This is a genomic window from Streptomyces sp. NPDC051569 (genome assembly GCF_044454085.1).
Classification (GTDB): domain Bacteria; phylum Actinomycetota; class Actinomycetes; order Streptomycetales; family Streptomycetaceae; genus Streptomyces.
The window spans coordinates 338933-355741 of the sequence record NZ_JBITDJ010000003.1 but is presented as its reverse complement, the minus strand read 5'-3'; the positions used below and the strand labels follow the sequence as shown (position 1 = coordinate 355741).

Genomic DNA, 16809 nt, shown 5'->3' with positions numbered 1-16809 from the left:
GACAGATCGACACGCACGACCACGGGCAGAAGGCGGGAAACGGGATGACCACTCAGCACACGTACCGGGTGATCGTGCGCGGGACGTGGGACGGACTCACGGACGAGGCGCGGACCCGGCTGCTCGCGGAGGTGGAGCGGCACGGCCTGGCGCAGATGCGGTTCACTCCGGAGGGCTCCCTCACCTACGACGCCGCGCTCACCCACTTCAGCTACCGGTACGTGGTGGTCTCGGACGCGGCGGACGGTGAGGAGATGGCGGGCGCGCCGGCCGAGGACCGCGCCGAGACCGCGCTCAGGGCCCTGGGCTGCGGACATCGCGAACTGCGCTCCACCGTGACCGACATGGACACCATGAAGATCAACCGCAAGGGCCGCTGACGGTCGGCGGGGGTGGGAGCATCTCCGTGGTGAGCGCCCAGCGCTCGTGGTCGCGCCAGGCGCCGTCGATGAGGAGGAAGTCCGGCGAGTAGCCCTCCAGCCGGAAGCCGGCGCGTCGCACGAGTGCGATGGACGCGGCGTTCAGGGGCTGGATGTTGGCCTCCAGCCGGTGCAGGCCGAGCGGGCCGAAGGCGTGGCGCGCCACCAGCCCCAGCCCCTCGGTCATCAGACCGCGCCCAGCGGCGTGCGCGAAGGCGCCGTATCCGATCGCACCGCTGCGGAAGGCCGCCAGGACGATGTTGTTGATGTTGACGAACCCGGCGATCCGGCCGTCGTCGCGGGCGCAGACCAGATAGCCCGCCTTGGTGGGGTCCTCGATGAGCCGGCCCGCGTAGGCGGCGTACGCCCCGGCGTCCTCGGGTGGGAAGAGCCAGGGGCGGTGCAGGGCCTTGCTCGCGCGGACGAGGGTGGTGAACTCGTCCGCGTCCTCGTGACGGTAGGGGCGGATCAGCGTGCGCGGGCCCTCGGCGAGCGGGGTGGGGAGGCCGGACATCGCGCCAGCTTAAGGGCTGTCACGTGATGCGTGGCGGGGTCAGATCAGCGCGGGTACGTCCAGGGTGAGGGTGGCGCTCTCCGAGTCCAGGACCCCGGGCACACCGAACGGCACGGTCAGTGTCGTCTCGCTGTGGCCGAAGCCCAGCTCCTCCACGACCGGCACCCCCAGGCCGCCGAGCCGGTCGAGCAGCACCGCCCGTACGTCCTCGTACGGGCCGCACTCCGCCCAGGAGCCGAGGCCGATCCCGGCGACGCCGTCCAGCCACCCGGAACGCAGCAGCTGGGTGAGGATCCGGTCGAGGCGGTACGGCTCCTCGCCGACGTCCTCGATCAGCAGCAGCCCGCCGGCCGCCGAGCGGCGGGCGTGCGGCGTGCCGAGGTCGGCGGCGAGCAGGCTGACGCAGCCGCCGAGGGTGACGCCTCCGGCCCGGCCGGGGACCAGCGCGCGGGCCGTGTCCTGGCCGAGGGTCAGGACCGACTCCGGCTCGAAGAGCGTGGCGCGCAGCGACTCCTGTGTCGCGGTGTCCTTGAGGAAGGTCACCGCCGCCGTCATCGGGCCGTGCAGCGTGGCGAGGCCCATCCGGACGGCGAACGCCTCATGGAGGGCGGTGATGTCGCTGTAGCCGACGAAGACCTTGGGTCCCGCCGCCCGCATCGCGGTCCAGTCGAGCAGATCCACCATGCGCTGGACGCCGTATCCGCCGCGCGCGCAGAAGACCGCCGATACGGACGGGTCGCACCACGCCTCCTGGAGGTCACGGGCGCGGTCCTCGTCCGTGCCCGCGAGGTAGCGGAAGCGGGGATGCCGGTCGAGGACATGCGGGGCGACGACGGGGTCCAGATCCCAGCCGCGCAAAATGTCGAGGCCCATGTCGAGCCGGTCCGCGGGCACCGGGCCGCTGGGCGCCACGACGGCGACCCTGGCCCCCGGCCGCAGCCGGGCGGGCCGGGTCAGCGGGGTGAGCGCCGGCGTGCCGGTCATTTCTCCAGCTCCAGCCGGGGGATGTCGGTGCGCGAGAAGCCGAAGGTCTGCGCGTACAGGGACAGTTCCGCCTCCAGGGAGCGGATCAGGGTGTCCACCCTGCGGAAGCCGTGGCCCTCGCCCTCGAAGGCGATGTAGGCGTGCGGAATCCCGCGCCCGGCGATCCGCTCCAGGAACCGCTCGCACTGCGCGGGCGGACAGATGACGTCGTCGAGCCCCTGGAGCAGGAGGAACGGCGCGCTGATCCGGTCCACCTGGTTGATCGGCGAACGGTCGTGGTAGCGCTCGGGGACCTCGGCGAGCGGGCCGATCAGCGATTCCAGGTACTGGGATTCGAAGTCGTGCGTCTCGTCGGTGGCCCAGCCCAGCAGATCGAGGATCGGATAGCTGATGGTGCCGCAGGCGTAGACGTCGGTGGTGGCGAGGGAGGCTGCGGTGGTCCAGCCGCCCGCGCTGCCGCCGCGCACGGCGAGCCGGGCCGGGTCGGCGCTGCCCTCCGTGGCGAGGGCCTGGGCGACGGCCGCGCAGTCCTCGACGTCGACGATGCCCCACTGCCCGCGCAGCCGGTTGCGGTACTCGCGGCCGTAGCCGGTGGAGCCCCCGTAGTTGACCTCGGCGACCCCGATGCCCCGCGAGGTGAAGTAGGCGATCTCCAGATCGAGAACGAGCGGGACCCGGCTGGTGGGCCCGCCGTGGACCCACACCACGTAGGGAGGCAGCTCACCGTCGGGCGCGCTGCCTTCGGGGGTGTGCGGCGGATAGACGTGGGCGTGGATCTCGCGGCCGCCGGGACCGGTGAAGGTACGGCTCCGGGGCTCGGGGTAGTACGCGGGGTCGACGGGGTCGTGGTGCTCCGCGCCGATCACCCGGGCGTGTCCCGTGACGGTGTCCAGCTCCACGATCTCGTATCCGCTGCGCGGACCGGCGCCGACGCCGACCACCCGGGTGCCGAGCACGGCGAGGGTGGCGGACCATTCGGTCCAGGGCCCCGCCGCGTCCACCACGTCACCGGTGGACGGGTCGAGGATGCCCAGCGCGGTGGTGCCGGCGCCGTGGATGACGGCGATCAGCCCGTTCTCCAGGGGGCGGAACCACTGGTAGCCGATCTTCCAGAGCGGGCCGCCGAAATCCTCCTGGCGGCCGGGGCAGAGGCTGGTGCTCGGCGTAACGCCCGGGGCGAGGTCGTCGAGGCGGATGCGCTGCAGCTCCCACCAGTTGCCCGGGTCGGAGACGAAGAGCAGGGAGCCGTCGGGGGCCCACTCCACCTGGGCGACCGATTCGTCGGTGCCTCCCACGACGGGCCGGATCCCCGCGAACGGGCCGCTCTCCGTGACCTCGCCGAGCATCAGCACCGTGCCGTCCCAGGGCATGTCCGGGTGGTCCCAGGCGATCCAGGCGGCGTGTCGGCCGTCCGGGGAGAGCCGGGGGCCGGTGACGAAGCGGTGCCGGTCGTCGGAGAGTTCGCGTACGGCCGCACGGTCCTCGGCGGCCGAGCCGTCCAGCGGGACGGCGGCCACGACCCGCCGTACGTCGGTGGGCTTCTCGCCGGTGAATTCCTCCAGCACGCACCAGATCTCGCCCCGGTCCAGATGGATCCGGGGGTCGGCCCAGCGCAGCCCGCCGCCGGTCGTGGAGACGGGTGTGAGCGGGCGGGGCGCGTCCGGGCCGTCCGGCTCGTACACGTACAGCCGCTGGTCGGGGAAGTGGACGAAGACGACGAGCGGGCCGCCGTCGGGCCGCCCGGTGCCCGCCCAGGGCACCCCGCCGTACTCGATCACCCGGCTGCGGACGTTCCACGGGGCCGGCAGGACCGACTCCTCACGGCCGTCCGCCCGCCGTCGTACGAGCGCGCGGCGGCCTTCCTCGGCCGGGCGCGGCTCGGTCCACCACACCTCGTCGCCGACCGCCCCGACGTACTCGGGGCGCCCGTCGTGCGAGGCGGCCAGGGTGGCGTCGATCGGCGACGGCCACGTTCCGTAGGCCCCCATAGGCTGCATACCCAACTCTCCTAAGCGGACTTCAGATAGTGGTCGAGGACACGGGCGCCGAAGTGCAGCGCCTCCACGGGCACGCGTTCGTCGACGCCGTGGAACAGTGCCTGGTAGTCGAAGCCGGGCGGCAGCTTGAGCGGCGAGAAGCCGTAACCGGTGATGCCGAGCCGGGAGAACTGCTTGGCGTCCGTGCCGCCCGACATGCAGTACGGGACGGTGTGCGCACCCGGGTCGAAGCGCTCGACGGCGGCGCGCAGCTTGGCGAACGTCGGGGTGTCGACGGGGGCCTGCAGCGCGGTCTCCCGGTGGTGGAACTCCCACTCCACGTAGGGTCCGGTCAGCTCGTCCAGGGTGGCGCGGAACTCGTCGTCGCCGCCGGGCACCGTCCGCCCGTCGACATAGGCGGTGGCCTGCCCGGGGATCACATTGACCTTGTACCCGGCCTCCAGGACGGTCGGGTTGGCGCTGTTGCGGATGGTGGACTCGACGAGCGCGGCGGCCGGGCCCAGCTTGCCCAGCAGACCGTCCGGGTCGAAGTCCTCGGCGTCGGTGTCGACGTGGATGCCGTACAGCGCGGCGAGTTCCCGCAGGGCGGCGCGTACGGTCGGGGTGAGCCTGACCGGCCACTGGTGCTCGCCGATCCTGGTGATGGCGGCGGCGAGCCGGCTGACCGCGTTGGCGCGGTTCACCTTGGAGCCGTGGCCCGCCCTGCCGTGGGCGGTGAGCTTCAGCCACGCCGTGCCGCGTTCCCCGGCGCCGACCGGGTAGATCGCCATGCCCGGGCCGGCGTGGAAGGTGAAGGCGCCGGATTCGCTGATGCCTTCCGTGCAGCCCTCGAACAGCCCGGGGTGCTGGTCGGCGAGGAAGCCCGAGCCGTCCTCGGCGCTGGCTTCCTCGTCGGCGGTGTAGGCGATCACGATGTCGCGGCGCGGCCTGACGCCGGTCCTGGCCCAGGCGCGCACGACGGAGAGCACCATCGCGTCCATGTTCTTCATGTCGACCGCGCCGCGGCCCCACACCACGCCGTCCCTGACCTCGCCGGAGAAGGGGTGCACGGTCCAGTCGGCGGGCTCGGCGGGGACCACGTCGAGATGGCCGTGGACGAGCAGCGCGTCGGCCGACGGGTCCGTTCCCTCGATCCTGGCCACCACGTTGGTGCGCCCGGGGGTCCGCTCCAGGAGGGTGGGCTCAAGACCGGCCTCGGCGAGCCGCTCCGCCACGTATTCGGCCGCCGGCCGCTCCCGGCAGGCGCCGTCACCCCGGTTGGTGGTGTCGATACGGATCAGCTCGGAGGTGAAGGTGACCACCTCGTCCAGCGCCGCCGGATCGAGAGAGGCACTCATGTCGGTGGGCGTCATGTCAGCCATACTGCTCCTCCACGGCGGACGAGACGATCGTGGTGACCGCCTTAAAGGTACGAATGGCCTCATACATCGTCCCGCCGGTGTACGCCACCCGCCGTTCACCGGTGACGGCGACTCCGGGGACGACGGTCGCGGCCTGGGAGAGGTGCTCGGCGTCGAACTCCAGCTCCACGGTGAACGGCCCGCCACCGGCAGGGTCGTGACGGACCGCGAGCGCCGTGGCCTCCTTGGCGGCGGCGCGGATGTCGGCGGCGGTACGGGCCGGGGTGCGGCACACCGCCGCGTACCGCGAGACGTGGTCCTTCACCGCGACCTTGCGGGCGCCGGGTGCGTATCCCTCCGCGTCCAGGCAGGTCAGGTCGTCGCCGGTGACCAGCACCACGGGGACGCCGTACTCCGCTACGACGTGGGCGTTCAGCAGTCCTTCGCTCGCCCGCGCCCCGTTCAGCCAGACCCCGGTGATGGAGTTGGCGAGGTAGGTGTGCGCGAGCACGCCTTCCGTACCGGCGCCGGTGTGGTAGCCGACGAAGGCGATGCCGTCGACATCGCCGTGCTGCACACCCTCGACCATCGACAGCGGCTTGTGACGGCCTGTGAGCATCTCGGCGCGCTCGTCGAGCTGTTCCAGCAGCAGATTGCGCATGGACCAGTGCGCCTCGTTGATGAGCACCTCATCGGCGCCGCCGTCGAAGAAGCCGAGGACGGCGGCGTTCACGTCGGAGGTGAACAGGGAGCGGCAGCGCTCCCACTGCGGTGTGCCCGGCAGGACGTCGGCCGGCCAGGTCACCCCCGTGGCGCCCTCCATGTCGGCGCTGATAAGGATCTTCATGGCTGGAAACCGTACGCGTCCCGCCCGGAACAGGCCAGCCCTGTGGAAAACTATCGGTGGTCTAGACCTTTATGAGGGCCCGAACGGCCTATGACCAGCCCTTTCGAGGCCGGCCACCAGGCCGTCCGGGTATCCACCACCGGTTACGCCACCCGCTACGCCGCCGACTGCTCCCGCGCGAGGACGAACCACCTGGCCGGCAGATCGATGCGGGTGCCGTCGGGGAGATTCTCCGTCATGGCGAGCGTGGTGTCTCCGGTCTCCAGGATGGTCAGGCCCGCCGCGCGCAGCAGGTCGGGCACCTCCTCGTCGGTGGCACCGGCCGGCTTGAGCCCGTGCTCGAAGACCCTCCGCAGCTTCTCGGGCGGCCCCTCAGGACCTTCCGCCGCCTGCCGGAGCACCGCCTGCGCGGCGGGCGTCAGCTCGACGACGAAGGCCCTGCCCCGTACTCCGAGCAGCCCGGCGACGGCCGCCGCGACAGCGGGGCGGTCCTGCGGCTCGCTCTGGTGCATCACCGCCCGCATGTAGACGTTGGTGTCACCGATCCGCTGCCGCAGCGCGTCGACGGCGTCATGGTCGACCAGATTCAGCTGTTCGAATTCGGCCACCTTCGCGGTGTCCGCGATGCGCGCGTGCTCGATCGCCGCGTGCGAGAGGTCCACGCCGATCGCCCGGGCGAAGACCGTGGACAGATAGCGGGTCTGGGTGCCGTTGCCGCAGCCCAGGTCCACCACGGGCAGCGAGACATCCACGTGCGGCAGCAGCAGCTCGCTGTGCGGGACCGAGGTGAGCGAAGGGGCGGAGTCCCACATCGCCTCGCCCGGTATGTCGGAGGTTTCCCGCCAGAAACCTTCCCAGGCGTTTCGGTAGCGCTGCGACACGTCCATATGTTCTCCCCAGGTCCGGCCCGCCGAAGGCAGGCTGTCGGGGACCGGACTACCGTTCTCCCGGGGTATCGGGCAAGGGGGGCGTGCGCCTGTCATCCACGGCTCGGCCCCGGACGTACATTTCGAGCCAACGACTGTTCGAACCAGACCGTCTTGCCCTGCGCCGAACTGCTGCTCCCCCACTCGCGGGCCAGGCTGCTCACCACCCGCAGACCCCGCCCGTACTCATCCTCCCGGCCCGCGTTCAGCAGGGCCGCCGGAGCCGGCTCGTCGTCGAGGACCTCGCACAGCAGCGCGTCCGTACGGACCAGGCGCAGGACGACATGACGGGTCCGCGCGTGGCGCAGGGCGTTGGTGACCAGCTCGCTGACCATCAGCTCGGCCGTCTCCACCGCCTCCGCCAGCCCCCAGTCGAGCAGCTTTCCGCGCACCACCCGCCGGGCCCTGGCCACCTCGCGCGGGTGCAGGGCCAGCGGGAACTCGGCCACGTGGTCGTCCGGGATGCCGTTCAGCCTGGCCATCAGCAGGGCCACGTCGTCCTTGCGCCCGTCACGGGTGTTGAGCGCGCGGATGATGGTGTCGCAGGCGTCGTCCATCGAGGCGGCGGGGTGCGCGGCGGACGCGCAGAGCGCCGCCAGGCCGTCACCGATGTCCTCACCCCGCACCTCCACCAGCCCGTCCGTGCACAGCACCAGCCGGTCACCCGGCTTCACGCGCACGGTGGCCGTCTCGAAGGCGACCCCGCCCACCCCTATGGGCGCCCCGGTCGGCAGGTCGAGTACGGCGCTGCTGCCGTCCTCGGCGCGGACGAGCACCGGCGGGATGTGCCCGGCGTTGGCGATCTGGAGCTCGGAGCGGATCGGGTCGTACACCGCGTACAGACAGGTCGCCAGATAGAGCTCGCCGAGCCGCTGCGCCAGGTCGTCGAGATTGCGGAGCAGTTGGGAGGGTGGCATCTCCATGGTCGCCATCGTCTGGACGGCGGTGCGCAACTGACCCATCATCGCGGCCGAGTTGAGTCCGTGTCCCATGACGTCGCCGACGACGAAGGCGGTACGGGAGCCGGGCAGTTTGACGGCGTCGAACCAGTCGCCACCGATCCTGCCGAGCCGGGCACCGGGCAGATAGCGGGTGGCGATGTCACAGCCCGCCATGCGCGGCGCCACCTGCGGCAGCATGCTGTCCTGCAGGGTCTCCGCGACGTTCTCCTGGTAGGTGTACATGCGGGCGTTGTCGAGCACGAGACCGGCCCTGGCGGCGAGTTCGGCGCCGGTCGTCCGGTCCATGTCGTCGAACGGCTCACGCTCGGGACGCCGCATCAGCACCATGAAGCCGAGCACCACGCCGCGCGCCTTGAGCGGCACGAGCAGCAGGGAGCGGTTGTTGATGAGCGGGCGCAGGTCCCGCTTCTCGAACTCTCCCGAGATCCGGTCGCCCGCCTCCTCGCTGAGCCGCGGGATGAGCACCGGCTCGCCCGTGACCATGCACTGGAAGAACGGGGTGTGTTCGGGGAACGAGATGGCCTCGCCGACCGGCACCGTGTCGTCCCAGCGGCCCGGCTCGTCGTTGTGCTCGACCCAGACCCGGTGCCAGACGGTCATCACATCGGGCGGCCCGTCCGGGAACCCCTCACCGGCGAGCACCGCGGCCCGCAGGTGCGTGCCCGCGAAGTCCGTGAAACGGGGCACGGCGGCGCTGGTGACCTCGCGGATGGTGCGTTCCAGATCGAGTGAGGTGCCGATCCGGCCGCTGGCCTCGTTCAGGAATTCGAGGCGCTCACGCACCGCGGCGTATTCGAGGTCGAGTTGCGGCCGGAGCACCGCGCGCCGCTGGGGCGTGGCCCCCGACGCGGCCCCGGATCCGTCGTGCCGTCGGGCCGCCCGCCGCGGCACGCCCCAGTCGGGCGTGACGGGCACCCGCTCGTGGTGGCTGAACTCCAGCACCGGATAGCCGAGTTCGAGTACCTGGGCGACGATCCGATTGGACTCGGCGGGGCTCATGTTCGGCAGGATGTCCGGCAGCCGCCGGGCGAGTGCCTCGTACTCCGGGAACTCCGTGTGCAGGCCGAAGCCGGGGGCGATCCGGAGGGTGCCGGCGTCGTCCGCCTCACCCTCCGGTCCGAGCTGCGCGACGTCGGCGGCGAGGACGAGATGGCGGCCCGCGCCCGGGCCGACCAGCGGATAGGCCCACCAGAGCACATCGAGCCGGTCACGTCCCTCCTCCCCGGAGGCCGTCGCGTCCCCGGAGACCGTCGCGCGTCCGGCGGTCGGGTAGGAGCCGCGGGTGTGCAGCTCCGGTCCCAGATCGTCGTACGACTCCCACGTGCCGTGGGCCGATCCGCGTTCTGCCGTACCCCCGCCGCCTTCGGCGCGCGCGTCGTCTTCCTCGGCGAGCGCCCCGGCGACCGGCATCAGGTCGCAGGCGGACTGACCGACCGCGTCTTCCCGGGAATGGCCGAAAAGCCGCCGTGCGCCGGTCGACCAGTGCGACACCAGGCCGTCACCGTCCACGACGACCACGGCGAGCGGAATCCGGCCGGCCGCGGCGAGCTGCCGCGGCAGACCCTGCGGAATACCACTGTCCATGGGTGGAAGGCTCCTTCCCTGCCGCCAGAATTCGCGGCTCCGCCCTCCACGGTAAGGCCCTTCGCGCTCAATGCGCCGGGCAATCAACTAATAGGTGGTGCGCCCGCGCACACCTATTAATTGACTGAAATTCAGTCAGTCTTCGTGACCCAGCTGGAGATCGCGTTCGGTGCGTCCGCCGCCCGCCATCCGGAGCACCGTGGCGACCGGCGGATAGCCCGCCGCGATCACCGTGTACTCGCCCGACGAGAGGTCGACGAACCGGAAGATGCCGTCGGGTCCGGTGGTGAGGGTGTCCACCACATTGCCCGCCGCGTCGAGCAGGGTGACCCGCGCGTCCTCGACGGGCCGGCCACCGCCCGCCCGTACGGTACCGCGCAGCACCGCCCCGCCCGCCAGCTCGATGTCCTGCCGGGTCTCCCGTGACGCCGGCACGCTGACCGGGAGGGCCGCGGGCCGGAAGGCGGGGGCACTCGCGGCGAGGGTGTACTCCCCCGCCACCAGCTCCGTCATCACGTAACTTCCCTCGCGCCCGCTGCGGGTGGACGCCACGACCTCCCCGCGGACGTCCGTCAGGGTCACGGCGGCGTCGCGCACCGGGGTGCCGTCGGCGGTGACCACGGATCCCGCGAGCCGGCCGGCGCCGCCGAGCACCACGTCGAGCTCGACGGGCCGTTCGCCGACGGTCACCGTGACGGCCTGCGGCTGGTGCCCGCCCGCCGCCGCGATCATCACGTACGAACCGGATCCGGGCACGGTCAGCGCGTACCGCCCGTCCCCGCCGCTCGCCCCGCGCCCGATCTGCTGTCCGTGGACGTCGATGAGCGTCAGGGCGGCGCGCGGCACGATGGTGCCGTCGTGGTGCTGCACGGTGCCGCAGACGGCGACGCCCGAGGTGTACGGGCCGGGCCCGCCGGAGCCCGTGTCGGATGCGGCGGCGCGCGGGGCGGGCACTGCCGCGGACGCGGCGGATTCGGCGGCGGAGGCGTTCTGGGACACCAGCGGTTTCTCCTTGAGGAAGAAGGTGATCAACAGGCCGAGGACGAGCACCGGCACGAGGTAGAGGAAGATCCGCGGCATGGCGTCCGCGTACGCCTGGATGTACGCGTCGCGCAGCGCGGGCGGCAGGGCGTGGACGAGTTGAGGGGTGATGGATCCGGCACTGGGCAGGCCGGCCCCGGCGGGGACGCGGTCGGCGAGCGCGTGGTCGAGCCGGTCGGCGAAGAGCGTGCCGAAGACCGCGGCCCCCACGCTGCCGCCGATCTGACGGAAGTAGTTGTTGGCGCTGGTGGCGGTGCCGATGTCGGACGGCGGCGCGGAATTCTGCACGGCGAGGACGAGCACCGGCATGACCAGCCCGATCCCCAGGCCGAGAACGGCCTGGGCGATGCCGACCTCGACGTGGGACGTGTCCGTGTCCAGCCGGGACAGCAGCCACATCCCCACCACCGCGAGAGCGCTGCCGAGCACCGGGTAGATCCGGTACCGCCCGGTCCGGCTGATGAGCTGCCCGGAGACGATCGAGGCGAGGACGACGCCGCCCATCATGGGGAGCATCAGCAGCCCGGACCCGGTGGCGCTGGCTCCGTCCACCATCTGGAGGTAGGTCGGCAGATAGCTGGCGGCGCCGAACAGCGCCACGCCGACGACGGCGCCCACCAGGCTGGTCACGTTGAAGACCGGATCACGGAACAGCCGCAACGGAATGATCGGTTCTGCGGCGAAACGCTCGACGACCAGGAAGAGCACGGCCGTGCCGACCGCTCCCGCCGCCAGCCCGAGGATGACGCGTGAGCCCCAGGCGTACTCCGTACCGCCCCAACTGGTGAGCAGCACCAGGCAGGTGGAGGCGGCGGCGAGCAGCAGCGCGCCCAGGACGTCGAAGCGCGCGCGGCCGGTGCGCTTGGGCAGTTTGAGTACGACGGTGACGACGGCGAGGGTGACCAGCCCGAGAGGCACGTTGAAGTAGAAGCACCAGCGCCAGGAGACATGGTCGGTGAAGAACCCGCCGAGCAGCGGTCCGGCGACGGAGGCGAGACCGAAGGCCGCGCCGATGAGTCCCATGAAGCGGCCGCGCTGCCGGGGCGGCACGATGTCCGCGATGATCGCCTGGACCCCGATCATGAGGCCGCCGGCCCCGACGCCCTGGAGGGCGCGGAAGGCGATCAACTGATCCATGGTGCGCGACCAGCCCGCCAGCGCGGAGCCGAGCACGAAGACCAGGATCGCGAACTGGAAGACGCCCTTGCGGCCGATGAGATCGCCGAGCTTGCCGTAGACCGGCAGGCCGATGGTGGAGGTGAGCAGGTACGCGGTGATCGCCCAGGACATCCGGTCCAGGCCCTGGAGCTCACCGACGATCTTCGGCAGGGCGGTGGCGACGATCATCTGGTCGAGCGCGGCCAGCAGCAGCGCGAGCATCAGCCCGACGAAGACCAGGCGCACCTGGCGGGGGCTGAGCGGTTCGGCGCGGAGCGCGTCCCCGGCGGCCGGGGGTGGCGAGGGTGGTGGCGGCGGTCCTCCCGCGGCGGGAGCGGGCAGCGCTGCCGTCCGCTCGATGTCCTGCACCACAATGGTCCCGCCCACGTACTGCTCCCCTCGTCGGACCTGCGCGGCGTCATTCTTCGCATTGCACGCCAAGCAGGAGCAAGCGGAATGGTCTCCGCTGAACAGGGTTGAGACGGGGGCGGGTTGAGCGATCGAGCACGTAACGACCGCGCTCATCAGGGCCTTTCCCGCGACGAGTCGTGCGGCGGACGCGCAACGGCGCCGCGGGGAAAACCACTCGAAACGGTGACTCCGGCGGGAGCCCGCCGGAACCGCTCCTACTCGTCCGTCGCGGGCTTCGCGTCGGCGTCGGACTGGGCCTCGGGCACGGCCCTGGACTCGGTCTCCGCGGCGAGCTTGTCGAGCACCAGGTCGTAGATGCGTCCGAGGCCCTTCGGGGCGAACGTCCGCTCGAAGAAGCCGCCGATGCCGCCGGCGCCGTCCCAGACGGTCGTGACGACGGCCTTCGAACGGCCCTCACCGGCCGGAGTGACGGTCCAGGTCGTGACCATCGAGGAATTGCGGTCCTTCTCGACGAGCCGGCCGTCGCTGGGCTCGGTCACCTCCAGCAGGCAGTCGCGCACGCGCTTGCTGGTCGCCTGGAGCTTCCAGTGGACGAGCGTGCCCTCGCCGTCCCCGCCCTCGCGAATCTCGTACTCGCTGAACTGCTCGGGCAGAAGCTTCGCGCGGGTGTGCTCGTAGTCGGCCAGAGCGTCGAACACCGTCTCCGCGTCCGCCGCGATGGTCCGCTCCGTCGTGGCCTCGACCTGCGCCATGGCTCTTCCTCCAGCACTCGTTCTTCGGTGGGGTGCGGCCACCCAACCACCCTCCGGTCCGGCGCCCCAAATCCGGGTCCCGGCGATCAAGGGAACAAGTGTTTCAATCCGAAAGAAGTGCTACCGCGACGGCACCCATGCGCTGGGACAATCCGGCCCAAAGCCCTCCGACAAAGGAACCGACAAAAGACCGGCCGGGGACATCGCGCTCTTCGGTACGGCGGCGCCGCATGTGGCCGAGGACAAGGCCGCCCGTCGCGCCCGGGAGTCCGCGACGACGCGCTCGCGCACGAGATCACGGTGCCGCACCTCGCTTCCCGCCGCATCCACGACGTTCCGCGCATCCACGCCGAACTGCGCATCCACGCCGAACTGCGGCGCCTGGGGCAGCGGGTGAATCGCAAAGGATCTGGTCAGGGGCTCGCGATGTCGAAGCCGTACCGCGGTGTCCCAGCTTGTCGCGCCAGCGTTTTCCACAACGCCCTCTGAGAAGTTGCGCAATCATGCGACCGCCGCGAGGCGGATCGCGCGGGGGCGGTATCGATGGTGGGGTGGGCGGGCCCCCGGGTATGCGGGGCCAGTCGGCCGACTCGCGAACCCCCTGGCCGCCAACGACCCGAAAGCCCGGACAGCCAGACCGTCGTGCCGGGACCTCAGCGTGCCCGAACCAAGCAACACCTCTTTCCTGACCACAGTTGACGGCCATCGACATCTCAGCACCCCAACCGGAACGGCGAGACCGACGAGATATCAATACACTGCTCGATGCGGATACGTGACGATGCGGGGGCATCCCGCAGTGGCCTGATGGGGGGCGGCAAGGTGAGCAGTGTCGGCAAGGAACTGGCCAAGGCCGAGGTGAGGCTCAAGTGGGACCCGAGTCCTCACAACGAGCCACCTCGGCATCTCGACATCATCGCCGCGACTTACTTCGCGGATGATCCCCGCGGCCGGCCTGCCTACGTCGTCCACTACGAGAGCCGCTCACCGGACGGCACGATCAACATGAGCCGGCACAGTAAGACCGGCATGGGCTTCGGGTTCGTCGAGGCGATGACCCTGGAGTTCGACCGGATGTCTTCCGCTTACGGGCGGGTGGTGGTCGGCGTGGCCATCCACCAGGACGACTGCCCCCGCACATTCGGCGACATATCGAACGCCGGGGTGCTCGTCGTCGAGGGATACCGGGAACTGCTGAAGGACGCCTTCGCCCAGGTCGCCGGGGCGACCGCCGCGACGGTCGCCGACTTCGTCAGGAACGCCTCGGGGACATGGGAGTTCCACGAGGCCCTCCAGGGATTCGACAATGACCCCGCAGGCTTCATCGCCGAAATGGGCAGCGTCTCACAACCCTGACGGGGGCCTCGGTGTCGTGAGGCCGTTCGCCGTGGCGTCGGTCATCCGTCCTCGGTCCCGCGGGGGTCTCGGGGCCGTAGCGGATTCGGGCCGAGGGAGGGAGCGCGCCTCTCCTGCCGGAGTCGTGCCCGGTCCGCGAAGCCCGGCCTCGGTCGCCATGGCGGTGATCTGATTCGGGGCTTTCCTCTCGGGAACGCCCTCGGGCCGCCCCGCCGCGTCGCGCGCCGGCCCGGACGGAGATCGGTGCGCCGGCAGCCGTACGGGCGGCACGACACGCGGGGATGGGGGCCGCGCGTCTCCCGGCGGTCGTAGACCGCGGTGCCGACGGCGCTCCCTGACGAAGGACGACTGGAGAGCCCAGGCGGCCGATCGACCGCGGCCTCTTCCGTGCGACAGACCGAGGAGGATCGAGGCGACCACGGCGATCAGATGTTCCCGTCCCGCCAGATTGGGCTTGGCGATCGACTCCCACACCATCGAACCGCCGGTGAGTACGAACACGATCGGGGCGCGCCGGATGACGGCGATGTAGGTGAACAAGCCCACAACGGCGGCGGACGGCCCGGTATCCAGGACCCGTCCGATCTCGGGTGGCAGACCGAACCCCCACCTGCCCGGACCGACGGCGATCATGACCCTCACCGTCAAGGTGCCCGCCAGCGTGGTCACATAGGAGACAGCGAGTGTCCGCGTCCGGCCGAGCGTGAGTTCAGCCAGCGCGAACGCGAGGAACAACTGGGCGATGCCCGCCCACACCGGCAGATCGAGAGCCGGGACGTACAGCGACACCGGAGTGCGCAGCAGAGCCAGCCACAGCGGCAGGTCGGCCGTGACGCCGCCGAGGAGCCACACCGCCCTCGCTCCAGTGGGTCGCTGCGCGAGATCATGGAAGAAGATGACCCCGAAGGCGGCCACGAACGCCAACGACAGACCAGGCAGCCCGCGGCGCCGGAGGTGTCGCACCGGGTCGACAAAGATCCCGTACCACTCGCCGCGCAGCGTGTGCCTGATGAACGCCGCCACCAGCCACAGGACTCCGGTCGGTCGCCCGCGCGCTCTGTCGCCCGGGGCGGGCGGCCCTTCCTCCGCGATCGCTCGGCGCCCACGCGTCAGAGCATCCTCGAAGCCGTCGCGACGCCGCTTGGCCTTTCGGCACAGCGCTCCCCCCAACTGGACACCACCGCCCCGTCGTGCAGGTCCGGATCCGGGTCTCCGGCCGGGGCCAGCTTCTCCCTGAGCGACCTGATCATAGACGCAGCCGGTGCTACGCGGACCTTCGCGGCGCACCCGGTCGGCGGTCACCACAGGATTCGTCTCCGAGCCGCGGAAGCGGCCGCCGGAGCCGGTGGGAAAGCCGTGGACGGCTGTCGATGCCGTCGGCGAGGATGCGCCCATGACGAACCACCTCACCGCGCTCTTCCGGCCGGAACCGGTCGTGGAGATCGAGGCGTTCCCGGTCATCGGCGAAGCGGCTGCGGTCCGATGACCGCGCGGGTCCGCGTGATGACCCTGGACGACTGCGCGGCCGTCGCCACGGTCCGGGTGCGCGGCTGGCGGTTCGCGTACGCCGGGCTGATGCCGCAGCCGTATCTGGACGCGATGAGCGTCGAGGAGGACACCGCCCGTCGCCGGGAGTATCTGACCCGGGGCGACCGGCGGGTGGTCGATCTCGTGGCCGAACGCGACGGCCGGATCGCCGGCTGGGGCTGCTACGGGCCGAGCCGGGACGAGGACGCGCCCGCCGGGGCGGCGGAGGTGTACGCGCTCTACGTGCTGCCGGAGCGGCTCTCCACCGGGGTCGGCCGGGCGCTGATGGACGCGCTGCTGTCCCGGACCGCGTCGGAGGGTTACCCGGCACTGCTGCTCTGGGTGCTCGCGGAGAACGACCGGGCCCGCCGCTTCTACGAGAAGGCCGGCTTCACGCCGGACGGGGCGGCGGAGCCGTACGACGTCGGCGGTGTCGCGGTCCCGGAGGTGCGTTACGCGAGAGCGCTGAGCGCCTCTTCGGCGGCCGGGCCCAGCCGGGGGTGATCGCGGGCGGCTTCGAGGACGGCGCGTGCCCGCGCCTCCCCGAGACGGCCCAGACCTTCGACACAGGCGAGCGCCACCCGCCAGTGGGGGCCGTCCGGAGCCAGCAGCCGCTCCAGCGCGGTGATCAGCGCCGGTACGGACTCGGGGGCGCGCAGTTCGGTGAGCAGCCGTACGGGATGCAGCGCGTACGCCGTGCGCAGCCGGTTGGTCGCGAGCGCGGCCGCCGCCCTCGGAGTACGCGGATCGCCGAGCCGGGCCAGCGCGTACGCGGCGGACACACAGCGTTCCGGGTCGCGGTGGTTGAGGAGCAGCACCAGCGTCTCGAACGCCCGGCGGTCCCCGGCGCAGCCGAGCCGGAAGGCGGCGATCTCCCGCTCCCACAGGGCGTGTTCGCGCTCGACGAGGACCACGGCCAGCTCTTCCGGGTCGTCGGTGGCGAGCAGCCGCTCGCAGCGGGGCACCCCGCCGGATTCAGCGCGCACCCGGTCCGCGAGCGAGCGGAAGTCCTCGTCCATGCCCGCGAGGA

At 71.5% G+C, this 16809-nt stretch carries 14 protein-coding genes; 3 read left to right on the top strand and 11 right to left on the bottom strand.

All coding sequences use genetic code 11. From position 1 onward, the window contains the following. Nucleotides 1-44 precede the first annotated feature (44 nt). Nucleotides 45-380 carry a DUF6204 family protein gene (locus ACIBAE_RS07350; protein ID WP_399282885.1) on the top strand — a complete coding sequence of 112 codons (336 nt, stop codon included), beginning with the start codon at nt 45-47 and terminating at the stop codon, nt 378-380. Here the strand turns inward: ACIBAE_RS07350 and ACIBAE_RS07345 are convergent. The 9 genes from ACIBAE_RS07345 to ACIBAE_RS07305 form a co-directional block, all read right to left on the bottom strand. Further along, on the bottom strand, nt 361-933 hold the full coding sequence (locus tag ACIBAE_RS07345) for a GNAT family N-acetyltransferase (RefSeq protein WP_399282884.1): 573 nt from the start codon (nt 931-933) through the stop codon (nt 361-363). The genes ACIBAE_RS07350 and ACIBAE_RS07345 overlap by 20 nt on opposite strands. A gap of 39 nt (nt 934-972) precedes the next feature. Continuing rightward, the gene (locus ACIBAE_RS07340; RefSeq protein WP_399282883.1) at nt 973-1917 is read right to left on the bottom strand and encodes an LD-carboxypeptidase; all 945 of its coding nucleotides are present in this window, start codon (nt 1915-1917) and stop codon (nt 973-975) included. Continuing rightward, entirely contained in the window at nt 1914-3914 is a 2001-nt protein-coding gene (locus tag ACIBAE_RS07335; RefSeq protein ID WP_399282882.1) for a prolyl oligopeptidase family serine peptidase, read from the bottom strand. Before ACIBAE_RS07335 ends, ACIBAE_RS07340 begins: the two co-directional genes overlap by 4 nt. 11 nt (nt 3915-3925) lie before the next feature. Then, nucleotides 3926-5275 (bottom strand): M20/M25/M40 family metallo-hydrolase, encoded by a 1350-nt coding sequence (locus tag ACIBAE_RS07330; RefSeq protein WP_399282881.1) that lies wholly within the window; start codon nt 5273-5275, stop codon nt 3926-3928. After that, nucleotides 5268-6101 carry a M55 family metallopeptidase gene (locus ACIBAE_RS07325; RefSeq protein ID WP_399282880.1) on the bottom strand — a complete coding sequence of 278 codons (834 nt, stop codon included), beginning with the start codon at nt 6099-6101 and terminating at the stop codon, nt 5268-5270. The genes ACIBAE_RS07330 and ACIBAE_RS07325 overlap by 8 nt, the downstream gene beginning before the upstream one ends. 155 nt (nt 6102-6256) lie before the next feature. After that, nucleotides 6257-6988, bottom strand: a complete 732-nt coding sequence (locus tag ACIBAE_RS07320; RefSeq protein WP_399282879.1) for a methyltransferase domain-containing protein — start codon at nt 6986-6988, stop codon at nt 6257-6259. 92 nt (nt 6989-7080) lie between these two features. Then, nucleotides 7081-9573, bottom strand: coding sequence for a SpoIIE family protein phosphatase (locus ACIBAE_RS07315; protein WP_399282878.1), 2493 nt, complete (start codon nt 9571-9573; stop codon nt 7081-7083). Between the two features lie 135 nt (nt 9574-9708). Beyond that, nucleotides 9709-12159 (bottom strand): MFS transporter, encoded by a 2451-nt coding sequence (locus ACIBAE_RS07310; protein ID WP_399282877.1) that lies wholly within the window; start codon nt 12157-12159, stop codon nt 9709-9711. A 239-nt stretch (nt 12160-12398) separates the two neighbouring features. Next, nucleotides 12399-12896 (bottom strand): SRPBCC family protein, encoded by a 498-nt coding sequence (locus ACIBAE_RS07305; RefSeq protein ID WP_399282876.1) that lies wholly within the window; start codon nt 12894-12896, stop codon nt 12399-12401. Nucleotides 12897-13703: 807 nt separating this feature from the next. Between ACIBAE_RS07305 and ACIBAE_RS07300 the strand changes: the two genes are divergently transcribed. Beyond that, nucleotides 13704-14252, top strand: a complete 549-nt coding sequence (locus ACIBAE_RS07300; protein ID WP_399283055.1) for a TerD family protein — start codon at nt 13704-13706, stop codon at nt 14250-14252. Here the strand turns inward: ACIBAE_RS07300 and ACIBAE_RS07295 are convergent. Beyond that, a complete protein-coding gene (locus ACIBAE_RS07295; protein WP_399282875.1) occupies nt 14241-15275 on the bottom strand; it encodes a hypothetical protein in 1035 nt (344 codons plus the stop codon). The genes ACIBAE_RS07300 and ACIBAE_RS07295 overlap by 12 nt on opposite strands. A gap of 459 nt (nt 15276-15734) precedes the next feature. Here ACIBAE_RS07295 and ACIBAE_RS07290 point away from each other — a divergent pair, with 459 nt between their 5' ends. Further along, a complete protein-coding gene (locus ACIBAE_RS07290; protein WP_399282874.1) occupies nt 15735-16283 on the top strand; it encodes a GNAT family N-acetyltransferase in 549 nt (182 codons plus the stop codon). Here ACIBAE_RS07290 and ACIBAE_RS07285 read toward each other — a convergent pair. After that, nucleotides 16232-16798, bottom strand: a complete 567-nt coding sequence (locus tag ACIBAE_RS07285; protein ID WP_399282873.1) for a HEAT repeat domain-containing protein — start codon at nt 16796-16798, stop codon at nt 16232-16234. The two genes, ACIBAE_RS07290 and ACIBAE_RS07285, sit on opposite strands and share 52 nt — an antisense overlap. Nucleotides 16799-16809: the final 11 nt, after the last annotated feature.